Below are 11,144 nucleotides of genomic sequence, written 5' to 3'. Positions count from 1 at the left end.
GGGGGGGGGGCCGGGGGGGGGGGGGGGGGGGGGGGGGGGGGGGCCCCCCCCCCCCGGGGGGGCGCCCCCCCCCCCGCGCCCCCCCCCCCGGGGGGGCCCCCCCGGGGGGGGCCCCCCGCCCGGCCACGGCTCCAGCCCGGCGCGTCTGACGCCGTGCCGTGACCGGGAGCCGTCGCCCGTTACCACCGCACCACCCACCCCTCGTCGAACTGAGAGCAGGTTTTCGTGAGCCGGACCCGGCGTTCGTCTTCTCCTGCGGATCGACGGGGGGTGGTGCTGTCGGGCGGCGGGACGACCCGGGCGGTCACCCGCACGCTGAGTGACGACCCGCTCGGCGGCACCGTGCGCCGCACCGTGCTGCCCAGCGGGCTGCGCGTGCTCACCGAGGCGATCCCGGCGATGCGCAGCGTCTCGTTCGGCATCTGGGTCGCCGTCGGCTCCCGCGACGAGACCGGGCCGCAGGCCGGCGCCGCGCACTTCCTGGAGCACCTGCTCTTCAAGGGCACCAGGAAGCGCACCGCGCTGGACATCTCCGCCGAGATCGAGGCGGTCGGCGGCGAGACCAACGCCTTCACCACGAAGGAATACACCACCTACTACGCGCGGGTGCTGGACGAGGACCTGCCGCTGGCCATCGATGTCATGTGCGACCTGGTCGCCGACTCGGTGCTGGACGCCGCCGACGTGGAGACCGAGCGCGGCGTCATCCTCGAAGAGATCGCCATGCACGACGACGAGCCCGGCGACGAGGTGCACGACCTCTTCGCCCGCGCCGTCTACGGCGACCACCCCCTCGGCCGGCTGATCTCCGGCACCGAGGAGACGGTCACCCCGATGACCCGGCGGCAGATCCAGAGCTTCTACCGCCGCCGCTACACCCCGCCGCAGATCGTCATCGCCGCCGCCGGGAACCTCGACCACGCCGCCGTGGTCAAGCTGGTCCGGCAGGCGCTGCGCGGCACGCCGCTGGACACCGACCCGGCGGTGCCGGCCCCGCACCGGCCGGCCGCCCCGGCGGTACGCACGAAGCCGGCCACCACCCTGGTCGAGCCGAAGGAGACCGAGCAGGCGCACGTCATCCTCGGCTGCCCCGGCATCGACCGCCTCGACGAGCGGCGCTTCGCCCTCGGCGTGCTCAACAACGTCCTCGGCGGCGGCATGTCCAGCCGACTGTTCCAGGAGATCCGCGAGCAGCGCGGCCTGGCGTACTCGGTCTACTCGTACGCCAGCCAGTACGCCGACAGCGGGCTGTTCGCCGTCTACGCCGGCTGCGCGCCGGGCAAGGTGGACGAGGTGCTGGACCTGACCCGGGCCGAGCTGGCCAAGGTGGCCGCGCAGGGGATCAGCGAGGCGGAGCTGGCCCGGGGCAAGGGGATGAGCAAGGGCTCCTTCGTCCTCGGCCTGGAGGACACCGGCTCCCGGATGAGCCGGCTGGCCAAGGGCGAGTTGCTCTACGGCGACCTGATGCCGGTGGACGAGCTGCTCACCCGGGTCGACGCGGTGACCCTGGACGACGTGAACGGCCTCGCCGCCGACCTGCTCGGTCGGCCGATGTCCCTCGCCGTGGTCGGTCCGTTCGACGAGTCCACCTTCGCCGCGTCCCGCTGATCGGTCCCGCCGGGTGCCCGCGTCCCGATTGGGATAAGTTGTGCCCCGTGACTGACGAGCAGGAGAAGAACCCGGCCGAGCCGATCCGGGTCGGCGTGCTGGGCGCCCGCGGCCGGATGGGCATGGAGGTTTGCAAGGCGGTCGACGCGGCTCCGGACATGGACCTGGTGGCGATGATCGACCAGGGGGACGGGCTGTTCGCCGCCTCCGACGCCGGCGCCGAGGTGGTCGTCGACTTCACCACTCCGGACGTCGTCATGGACAACCTGCACTGGTGCATCGACCAGGGCATCAACGCGGTTGTCGGCACGACCGGCTTCACCGAGCAGCGGCTGGAGCGGGTGCGCGGCTGGCTGGCGCGCAAGCCGGGGGTGGGCGTGGTGATCGCCCCCAACTTCGGCATCGGCGCGGTGCTGATGATGCAGTTCGCCGCCCGCGCGGCCCGGCACTTCGAGTCGGTCGAGATCATCGAGCAGCACCACCCGCGCAAGCTGGACGCCCCCAGCGGCACCGCCACGCACACCGCGCGGCTGATCGCGCAGGCCCGCGCCGAGGCCGGTCTCGGCCCCGTGCCGGACGCCACCAAGGACGAGGTGCCGGGCGCACGCGGCGCCGAGATCGACGGAGTGCGCGTGCACGCCGTCCGCGCCACCGGCCTGGTCGCCCACCAGGAGGTGCTCTTCGGCACCACCGGCGAGACGCTGACCATCCGGCACGATTCGTACGACCGGGCCTCGTTCATGCCGGGCGTGCTGCTCGCCGTGCGCGAGGTGCGCCGCCGGCCCGGCCTCACCGTCGGCCTGGACGCCCTGCTGGACTGAGCCGCTCCGCCCGGGCGCCGCACCCGCGGCCGGAGACAGGTCCGCAACCGCGATCAAGCGCGGTGACCGCCGTGGGGTGCAGGCTGAACGCATGACCTCGACGGACGGGCTCACCGGAATCCTCGACTGGCTCCAGGTCGCGCTCGACGACCCGGCCGCCAGCCCGACCGAGGTTGCGGCCCGGGCCCATCTGTCCCGCTTCCACTTCGACCGCCTGGTCGCCGCCGCCACCGGGGAACCCCCGGGCGCCCTGCGCCGCCGGCTGCTGCTGGAGCGGGCGGCGCACCGGCTCATCACCAGCGACCGGACCGTCCTCGACATCGCGGTCGAGGCCGGGTACGGCTCGCACGAGGCGTTCACCCGCGCCTTCCAACGGTCGTACGGGGTGGCCCCGACCGTGGTGCGGCGGCGCCCGCCGCTCACCTTCCGCGAGCTGGAGCTGCCCTGCCCCAGCGGCGTCCACTTCCAGCCCCCCGGTGGCCTGCGGCTGCCGGCTGCCCGACAGGAGACTCCGATGAACGTGCTCCAGCATCTGGTCGACCACCACGTCGACACGCTCACCGCGATCATCGATCGCGCCGGCACGCTCGGCGAGGAGGTGCTCGACCGGCCCATCACGGTGTCGGTGGAGACCATCGACGAGCGGCCCACCCTCCGTTCGCTGATCAACGCGATGGTCACCCAGGAGGAGCACTGGCTCTCCGCGCTGCGCGGGGGCGAGTGGCCCGACGAGAGCGACCGGTCGGTGGCCGGCCTGGCCGCCCGGCATGCGGCCGCCGGCCCGGACTGGCGCGCCTTCGTGGCCCGGACGTTGGCCGACGGGACCTTGGCGGACACCTTCGTGGACACCACCTGCGCGCCGCCGACCACGCACAGCCTGGGCGGCACCATCGGTCACGTGATCACCTTCGCGGCGGTGCGGCGTACCCTCGCCATCGGCGCCCTGCACAGCGCGGGGATCACCGACCTCGGTGCGGGCGACCCGCGTCCCTTCCTGGACGCCGCGGCGGCCGGCTGACGGGGCGGCGTGGGCGCGAGGAGTGAGCCGGTCTTGCGTGCCCCGCAGTCGCGACCAGAGGTGGCCGGAAACCGGTCGTCCGGCACGGGGGCTGCACCTAGGCTGACCGTCATGATCGATTCCGGGCTGCGCGACCGCGCCGGTCGCCAGGTGACCCTGCGGCCGGTGGACGACGACAACTGGCGGGCGGTGGCCGACGTCGCGCCGCGCGACGACCAGCGCACCTGGGTGCCCGCCCTGGCCGCCCGCTACCTGGTGCTGACCATGCGCTCGGACGTGTGGACCTCGCTCGCCGTGTACGCGGACGAGACGGTGGTCGGGCACGTCATGTGGGGCGTGGACGACGATGCCTCCCGCTGGATCGGCGGGATGGTGATCGACGCCGCCGAGCAGGACCGGGGCGTCGGCCGGGCCACCGTCCGCACCCTCGCCGACTGGCTGGCCAGGGAGGACCACCCGGTCCGCCTCAGCTACCACCCGGACAACCGCCCGGCCGCCGCCCTCTACCGCTCCCTCGGTTTCCGCCCCACCGGCGCCATGGAGGACGACGAGGTGATCGCCGAACTCTCCCCGACCCCGTCACGTTGATCATGAAGTTGGCGGCGCCGAGGAAGATCAGCTTCGCCGCCAACTTCATGATCGACGGAGGGGCGGTCAGGCGGGGGAGCGGGTGGGGTCGGCGGCGGGGCGGGGGGTGGGGATGCGAGGGGTGACGGTCAGGGTGGTGGGGAGGCCGGTGACGGTGGGGTGGCCGGTGCGGTCGACCTCGACCGTGACCGGGGAGCCGGCGACGCGGAGGTTGTCGGCGGCGAGGGCGCCCAGCTCGGGGCCGGCCAGCGGGCGCAGCTCCACCCGGCCGCCCGGCACGTCGGGGTAGAGCCCCACGCCGGCCTGGAGCAGCAGCACCGCGGCCGCCGCCGACCAGGCCTGCGGGCGGCATGCCGCCGGGTACGGCACCGGACGGCCGAGCGTCCCCCGATCGTCCCCGCCGTACAGCTCGGGGAGGCGGTAGTCGAACGCCTCGGCCGCGCCGAGCAGACCGTCGGCGAGCCGGAGCGCGGCGTCGCGGTACCCGGCCCGGGCCAGGCCGCCGAGCACGATCGCGGTGTCGTGCGCCCAGATCGACCCGCAGTGGTACGACAGTGGGCTGAACCCGGCGTCGTCGGTGGACATGGTCCGCAGCCCGAAACCGCCGGCCAGGGCCTCGGTGGAGAGCAGCGCCGCGACCTGTGCCGACTCGGCGTCCGACAGCAGCCCGGTGCCGAGCAGGTGGCCGATGTTGCTGGTCAGCGAGTCCACCGGGCGCTTGTCCCGGTCCAGGGCGAGGGCGGGCTGTGGGCCGTACCGGCCGTCTACCCAGAACGCGCCCCGGAACCGCTCCGCGAGCCGGTCGGCGTACCCGCGCCAACGGTCGCCGCCCGGCCGGCCGAAGGCGTCGAGCAGGTCGGCGCCGTTCACCGCCGCCTGGTACGCGTACCCCTGCACCTCGGCCAGCACGATCGGCGGCTCGGCCAGCCGGCCGTCCCGGAAGCGGACCGCGTCGCCGGAGTCCTTCCAGCCCTGGTTGGCCAGGCCGTGGCCGGTGGTGTCGACGTACTCGACGAAGCCGTCGCCGTCGGCGTCGGCGTGTTCGCCGAGCCAGCCGAGCGCGGCCTCCAGGTGCGGCAGCAGCGGCTCGACCTGCTCGGCGGGGAGTCCCCAGCGCCAGGCGTCGTGCAGCAGCCCGACCCAGAGCATCGTGGCGTCGACCGTGCCGTAGTACGCGGGCGGCAGCCGCAGCCCGTCGTCGGCCAGGGTGAACTCGTGCCGGCGCAGCTCGTGCAGGATCTTGCCCGGCGCCTCGCCGGTGGCCGGGTCGACCCGGGTGCCCTGGCGGCGGGCGAGGACCCGCAGCGTCCCGGCGGCCAGCTCGGTGCCGAGCGGCAGCATCATCCGGGCCGCCCAGAGGCTGTCCCGGCCGAAGAGGGTGAGGAACCAGGGCACCCCGGCGCCGAGGAAGACGTCCCCGGGGTGGGCCGGGTCGGCCAGCCGCAGCCCGCGCAGGTCTGCCAGGGAGCGGTGGAGCAGCCGGACCAGGCGGCGGTCGTCGGCGCGTACCTCCGGTGCGGACCACTCGGGGCCGGCCGGCGGGGCGGCCACGACGGCCTTCGGGTCGGTGACGGCGAGCCGCCAGCGCAGCGTCACGCCCTCGCCGGGGGCGAGCGCGACCGGCCAGCTCAGCCGGGGCGTGGTCGTCCGGTCGCCGGTGGCGTCCACGGTGGCCGCCTCGCCGGTCACCGTCACGGTGACGCCCTCGGCGGCCCACTCGACGCGGCCGGGCTCGCCGGCCTTCGCCTCCAGCGGTGATCCGGTCCCGCCGGACTTGACCAGCTCGATCGGGGCGAGGTCGCAGCCGAGGTCGACGCTGACCGTGGCGCGGACCGGGACCGAGGCGGTGGAGGAGACGACGAGTTCCTCGGTGAGGCCGTGCGGGCCGGCCTGCCGGGTGCGGTCGATCCGGACGGTCGGGTCGGGGGTCGGGTCGCCGAGCCAGCGGGCCAGGCTGACGAAGCGGACGCCGTGCGGCCCGGCCGGACCGCGGGTCAGCGCCTCCGCCTCCCGGTCGTCGATCCGCAACTCGGCGCGGGAGAGCACCCGGGCGTCGGCGTGGAAGACGCCCTGGACGCCGTTCGGCCGGATCTGACCTGCCGCGTCACCCAGTGCGCTGGTGGGGGCGTGGACCGCGCCGACCAGCTCGTGCAGCAGGGGTTGCAGGTGGCGTTCGGACACGGGGGACTCCTGGTGCTGATCGGGGTGGGCCGGACGTATTGACAGATGCGGCCGGCCGGTGCAAAGTGCGAAACATTCCAGAAACTTTGAACGATCTAATCCTGCCGTATCGGAGTTGGATCGTTCAAGGCGGCGAGAGGGAAATCGTGGCTGAAAAGGTGACCATCGCTACGGTGGCCCGGCGCGCCCAGGTGAGCCGGCAGACGGTCTCCAACGTGCTCAACGCGCCGCACATCGTCCGCGAGGAGACCCGGCGCCGGGTGCAGGAGGCGATCGCCGCGCTCGGCTACCGGGCCAACCAGGCCGCCCGGCAGATGCGGACCGGCCGGTCCCGGCTCATCGCGGTCCGCATCGAACCCACCCGGGACGGCATCAACGGCTCCGTGCTCGACCGGTTCCTGCACGGGCTCACCGAGACCGCCGACGCGGCCGGCTACCGGGTCCTGCTCTACACCGCCCGCGACGACGACCACGAGATCGCCACCTACGACGCCCTGCTCGGCGCGTACGAGCTGGACGGGTTCGTGCTCACCGGCACCGACCACGGCGATCCGCGTACCGCCTGGCTGGCCGAGCGGGAGGTCCCGTTCGTGACCTTCGGCCGGCCCTGGGACGCCCCGGAGGCGCACCCCTGGGTCGACGTGGACGGGGCCGCCGGCACCGCCCAGGCCACCCGGCGGCTCCTCGACGCCGGCCACCGCCGGATCGGCTTCATCGGCTGGCCGGAGGGCTCCGGCGTCGGCGATGACCGGCGCGCCGGCTGGCGCACCACCATGGCGGCGGCCGGCCTCGACGGCGCCGCCTCGCACCGCGAGACCGAGGACGGCATCGCGCAGGGCGAGCGCGAGATGCGCCAGCTGCTCGCCGCCGACGAGTCGCCGACCGCGGTGGTCTGCGTCAGCGACTCCCTGGCCCTGGGTGCCCTTCGAGCCGTCCGCGATGCGACCGCGCCGGTCGCCGTGGTCGGCTTCGACGACACTCCGGTGGCCGCCGCGATCGGGCTGACCAGCGTCAGCCAGCCGCTCGCGCGCGCCGCCGCCCGCTGCGTCGAGCTGCTCACCGGCGTGCTCGACGGCCAGCCCACCGACCCCCACGTGCTGCTCACCCCCGCACTTGTGCTCCGGCACACCGCGTGATCCCCCATCACACCAGGAGAATCAAATGACACCTCGCACCCTCACCCGGGCGGCGATGGCTGGCATCGCCGCCGTCGCCCTGTTCGGCTCCGCCGCCTGCGGCAGCGGCTTCGACGACTCCGCGAAGGACAGCAAGCAGTCCAGCGGCCCGGCCAGCCTCCAGATCCTGATCGGCTCCTCCGGCGAGGCCGAGACCAAGGCGGTGCAGGACGCCGCGGCCAAGTGGGCCTCTTCGTCCGGCAACACGGCCACCGTCACCCCGGCCCAGGACCTCACCCAGCAGCTCGGCCAGGCCCTGGCCGGCGGCACCCCGCCGGACGTCTTCTACGTCGACGCGTCCCGGTTCGCCGACTACGCCAGCGTCGGCGCACTGGAGCCGTACGGCGACAAGGTCAGCAACAAGGACGACTTCTACGAGAGCCTGCGCACCACGTTCACCTACGACGGCAAGCTCTACTGCGCGCCGAAGGACTTCTCCACCCTGGCTCTCGAGATCAACACCGACCTCTGGACCAAGGCCGGCCTGACCGACGCGGACGTGCCGACCACCTGGGACCAGCTCACCGCCACCAGCCAGAAGATCAAGGCGAAGGGCATGGTGGCGCTCGCCCTCGGCGACACCCGGGACCGGATCGGCGCGTTCATGGTGCAGAACGGCGGCTGGCTGATGAGCAAGGACGGCAAGCAGCCCACCGCGGACACCCCGGAGAACCTCCAGGCCCTCCAGTACGTCAAGTCCCTGCTCACCAACGGCTACGCGAAGTTCCCGAAGCAGCTCGACGCCGGCTGGTCCGGTGAGGCGTTCGGCAAGGGCAAGGCCGTGATGACCATCGAGGGCAACTGGATCAAGGGCGCCCTGCAGAACGACTTCCCGAAGGTGAAGTACAAGGTCGTCCCGATGCCGGCCGGCCCGAAGGGGCAGGGCACCCTCTCCTTCACCCAGTGCTGGGGCATCGCGGCCAAGTCCAAGTACAAGGAGCAGGCGATCAAGTTCGTCGAGGCGATGACGGCCGGCGACCAGCAGATCACCTTCGCCAAGGCGTTCGGCGTGATGCCGTCCCGGCAGTCCGTCCGCGACCAGTACACCGGCGCCTTCCCGGCCGACAAGCCGTTCATCGAGGGTGCCGCGTACGCCCAGGGCCCGGTGAACGCGCCGAAGATGGACAGCGTCCTGCGGGACCTCGAGGCCGGCCTGCAGGGCCTGGCCACCGGCGACCCGAAGAGCGTCCTGGCGAACTTCGACAAGAACGCCAAGGCGGCGCTCGGCGGCTGAGGTGCAAGGAAGGGCCCCTTGTCGACGCCAGGCGCTGACAAGGGGCCCCTCCTTCCACCTCCCACCCGAAGGAGGGAGGGGAGATGGCAACGGAGGCACTCGCCGCCTCGGCCACCACACCGGCCGGCCCGCCGCGCCGTCGCGGCGGCGGCATCCGCGGCAACGAGAACATCGCCGGCTGGCTCTTCGTCGCGCCGGTCATCGTGATCCTCGGGCTCTTCCTGCTGCTGCCGATCCTGATGGCGCTCTGGGTGAGCCTCACCGACTGGAACGGCCAGGGCAGCCCGTTCACCGGGGACGTGCCGTTCGTCGGCACCGAGAACTACACCCGGCTGTTCGCCGAGGACGGGCTCGACCGCCGGGACTTCATGACCAGCATCCGTAACAACATGTACTACGTGGGGATCGTGGTGCCGGTGCAGACCGCGCTGGCCCTCGGCCTCGCGCTGGTGGTGAACAACCGGATGCTCAAGGGGAAGGGCTTCTTCCGCAGCGCCTTCTACTTCCCCTCGGTCACCAGCTCGGTGGCGATCAGCGTGGTGTTCCTGTTCCTGTTCGCCAACTCCGGCGCGGTCAACAACCTGCTCGGCTTCTTCGGCATCAACGGGCCGGAGTGGTTCGCCGACTCCCGCGGCGTGCTGCACCTGCTGCTCGGCGCCGTCGGGGTGGACGCCCCGCCCGCCGCGCTCACCTCCGGCGGCCCGCTCGGACTGACCTGGTGGGACTGGCTCTCCGGGCCGAGTGTCGCGATGGTCTCGATCATCTGCCTGGTGATCTGGACCACCTCGGGCACGTTCATGCTGATGTTCCTCGCCGCGCTGCAGAACGTCCCGGTGGCGCTCGACGAGGCGAGCACGCTGGACGGCGCGAGCCCGTGGCAGCGGTTCCGGCACGTCACCCTGCCGCTGATCAAGCCCACCACCTTCCTGGTGCTCACCCTCGGCCTGATCGGCTCCTGGCAGGTCTTCGACCAGGTGTACGTGATGAGCCAGGGCGACCCGGCCAAGACCACGCTCACCCCGGCGTACCTGTCGTACCGGACCGCGTTCCGGGACTTCGACTACGGCTCGGGCGCGGCGATCTCGTTCGTGCTGTTCCTGATCATCATCCTGCTCACCCTGTTCCAGCGCCGGGTGATGGCCGATCGGGACGAGCCCCGGCGCGGCCGGTGGTGGCGGCGCCGCGTACCGGAGGGGTCCTGACATGGCCGTGCTGACCGACCGGCCGCCGGCGCCCGTCGCCCGCCGAGCCGACCGCGGGCCCCGCGCCCAGGTCAACCGCTTCCTGGGGTACGCGGTCCTGATCTTCTTCGGGCTGGTCTTCCTCTACCCGTTCGTCATCCAGCTCGGCAACTCGTTCAAGACCGAGCCGGACGCGGCGGCGAACCCGCTCTCGCCGGTGCCCGACCCGGTGTCGCTGGCGGGCTTCGAGCGGATCTTCGCCGGCACCAACTTCCCGCTCTGGCTCGGCAACTCGCTGCTGGTCACCGTGCTGGTCACCCTCGGCCGGGTGTTCTTCGACTCGCTCGCCGGGTACGCCCTCGCCCGGCTGCGGTTCCGGGGCCGGGCCGGGCTCTTCGCCGCGGTCATCGCGGTGCTGGCGGTGCCCGGCGTGGTGCTGCTCATCCCCAAGTTCCTGGTGCTCAAGCAGCTCGGCCTCTACGACAGCTACGCGGGCCTGGTGGTGCCGCTGCTGGCCGACGCGGCCGGGGTGTTCATCATGAAGCAGTTCTTCGAGTCGGTCCCGGTCAGCGTCGAGGAGGCGGCCCGGATCGACGGCGCGGGCGTGTTCCGCACCTACTGGTCGGTGGTACTGCCGATGGCGCGGCCCGCCCTGATCACGCTGACCATCCTGTCGTTCCAGGGGTCCTGGAACGAGTTCCCGCACAGCCTGGTCTCGGTGCAGGACCCGAGCCTGTTCACCCTGCCCCGGGGCCTGGCCGACCTGGTCAGCGGGTCGCTCGGCAAGGGCACCCAGTATCCGCTCAAGCTCGGCGCGGCGCTGCTGGCCACCATCCCGGTGGCGGTGCTCTTCATGATCTTCCAGCGGTACTTCGTCCGGGACGCCAACGCCGCCGCCGACAAGGGCTGACCGGCGGCCGGCGGTCCCGCCCCGTGCCGGGACCGCCGGCCACCGGATCAGCGCTGTTCGATGACCGACAGGACGTTGCCGGCCGGGTCGGTGAACCAGGCGATCGACGGGCCGTTGCCCCGCATGATCCCCTTGTCGTCCTGCGGCATGCCGTCGTAGCGCTCGAGGCGTACACCGCGCGCGGTCAGCTCGTCCACCGCTCGGTCGATGTCGTCGACCGGGAAGTTGAGCACGGTGAAGCCGGCCGGCGTGTGGCCGGGCTTCGGGTAGACCAGCACGGAGCTGCCGCCGACATGCAGCCGCAACAGCTCGCCCATGGTCTCGTCGCGGGACACCCGCAACCCGAGGGTGCCGGCGTAGAACCGTTCGGCGCGGCCGGTGTCGTCCACCGCGAAGCTGCTGAACGCCTTCGTCTCTTCGAACATGAT

The 11,144-nt window shown here is 72.9% G+C and carries 10 protein-coding genes; 8 read left to right on the top strand and 2 right to left on the bottom strand.

The genetic code is table 11. The features are described from left to right. Positions 1-225: 225 nt before the first annotated feature. The 4 genes from ACFYOS_RS25930 (at position 226) to ACFYOS_RS25915 (ending at position 4,035) form a co-directional block, all read left to right on the top strand. The gene (locus tag ACFYOS_RS25930; protein WP_387146726.1) at positions 226-1,608 is read left to right on the top strand and encodes a M16 family metallopeptidase; all 1,383 of its coding nucleotides are present in this window, start codon (positions 226-228) and stop codon (positions 1,606-1,608) included. A gap of 47 nt (positions 1,609-1,655) precedes the next feature. Next, positions 1,656-2,429, top strand: a complete 774-nt coding sequence (dapB, locus tag ACFYOS_RS25925) for a 4-hydroxy-tetrahydrodipicolinate reductase (protein ID WP_387146724.1) — start codon at positions 1,656-1,658, stop codon at positions 2,427-2,429. A 91-nt stretch (positions 2,430-2,520) separates the two neighbouring features. Then, positions 2,521-3,447: a helix-turn-helix domain-containing protein gene (locus tag ACFYOS_RS25920; protein ID WP_387146721.1), complete on the top strand. Its 927-nt coding sequence runs from the start codon at positions 2,521-2,523 to the stop codon at positions 3,445-3,447. 111 nt (positions 3,448-3,558) lie between these two features. After that, the gene (locus ACFYOS_RS25915) at positions 3,559-4,035 is read left to right on the top strand and encodes a GNAT family N-acetyltransferase (protein WP_387146718.1); all 477 of its coding nucleotides are present in this window, start codon (positions 3,559-3,561) and stop codon (positions 4,033-4,035) included. 66 nt (positions 4,036-4,101) lie between these two features. On the opposite strand, the gene ACFYOS_RS25910 is transcribed toward ACFYOS_RS25915, so the two are convergent. Continuing rightward, a complete protein-coding gene (locus tag ACFYOS_RS25910) occupies positions 4,102-6,216 on the bottom strand; it encodes a glycogen debranching N-terminal domain-containing protein (RefSeq protein ID WP_387146715.1) in 2,115 nt (704 codons plus the stop codon). Positions 6,217-6,362: 146 nt separating this feature from the next. Here ACFYOS_RS25910 and ACFYOS_RS25905 point away from each other — a divergent pair, with 146 nt between their 5' ends. From ACFYOS_RS25905 to ACFYOS_RS25890, 4 genes are all read left to right on the top strand, one after another. Continuing rightward, complete coding sequence (locus ACFYOS_RS25905; RefSeq protein WP_387146712.1) at positions 6,363-7,352, top strand: LacI family DNA-binding transcriptional regulator; 990 nt, start codon at positions 6,363-6,365, stop codon at positions 7,350-7,352. Between the two features lie 25 nt (positions 7,353-7,377). Beyond that, the gene (locus ACFYOS_RS25900) at positions 7,378-8,625 is read left to right on the top strand and encodes an extracellular solute-binding protein (protein WP_387146709.1); all 1,248 of its coding nucleotides are present in this window, start codon (positions 7,378-7,380) and stop codon (positions 8,623-8,625) included. An 83-nt stretch (positions 8,626-8,708) separates the two neighbouring features. After that, positions 8,709-9,827 (top strand): carbohydrate ABC transporter permease, encoded by a 1,119-nt coding sequence (locus ACFYOS_RS25895; RefSeq protein ID WP_387146706.1) that lies wholly within the window; start codon positions 8,709-8,711, stop codon positions 9,825-9,827. 1 nt (position 9,828) lies between these two features. Then, the gene (locus tag ACFYOS_RS25890) at positions 9,829-10,716 is read left to right on the top strand and encodes a carbohydrate ABC transporter permease (RefSeq protein WP_387146703.1); all 888 of its coding nucleotides are present in this window, start codon (positions 9,829-9,831) and stop codon (positions 10,714-10,716) included. Positions 10,717-10,763: 47 nt separating this feature from the next. On the opposite strand, the gene ACFYOS_RS25885 is transcribed toward ACFYOS_RS25890, so the two are convergent. Beyond that, the gene (locus ACFYOS_RS25885; protein WP_387146700.1) at positions 10,764-11,141 is read right to left on the bottom strand and encodes a VOC family protein; all 378 of its coding nucleotides are present in this window, start codon (positions 11,139-11,141) and stop codon (positions 10,764-10,766) included. Positions 11,142-11,144: the final 3 nt, after the last annotated feature.

Source organism: Micromonospora sp. NPDC005806 (assembly GCF_042871425.1).
Taxonomy (GTDB): domain Bacteria; phylum Actinomycetota; class Actinomycetes; order Mycobacteriales; family Micromonosporaceae; genus Micromonospora.
This window is presented reverse-complemented; position numbering and strand designations above follow the sequence as displayed.

Excerpts from the sequence above, each read along its gene's own strand:
- ACFYOS_RS25920 (WP_387146721.1), top strand. The coding sequence starts at position 2,521 with ATGACCTCGACGGACGGGCTCACCGGAATCCTCGACTGGCTCCAGGTC.
- ACFYOS_RS25915 (WP_387146718.1), top strand. The coding sequence starts at position 3,559 with ATGATCGATTCCGGGCTGCGCGACCGCGCCGGTCGCCAGGTGACCCTG.
- ACFYOS_RS25900 (WP_387146709.1), top strand. The coding sequence starts at position 7,378 with ATGACACCTCGCACCCTCACCCGGGCGGCGATGGCTGGCATCGCCGCC.
- ACFYOS_RS25895 (WP_387146706.1), top strand. The coding sequence starts at position 8,709 with ATGGCAACGGAGGCACTCGCCGCCTCGGCCACCACACCGGCCGGCCCG.
- ACFYOS_RS25890 (WP_387146703.1), top strand. The coding sequence starts at position 9,829 with ATGGCCGTGCTGACCGACCGGCCGCCGGCGCCCGTCGCCCGCCGAGCC.
- ACFYOS_RS25885 (WP_387146700.1), bottom strand. The coding sequence starts at position 11,141 with ATGTTCGAAGAGACGAAGGCGTTCAGCAGCTTCGCGGTGGACGACACC.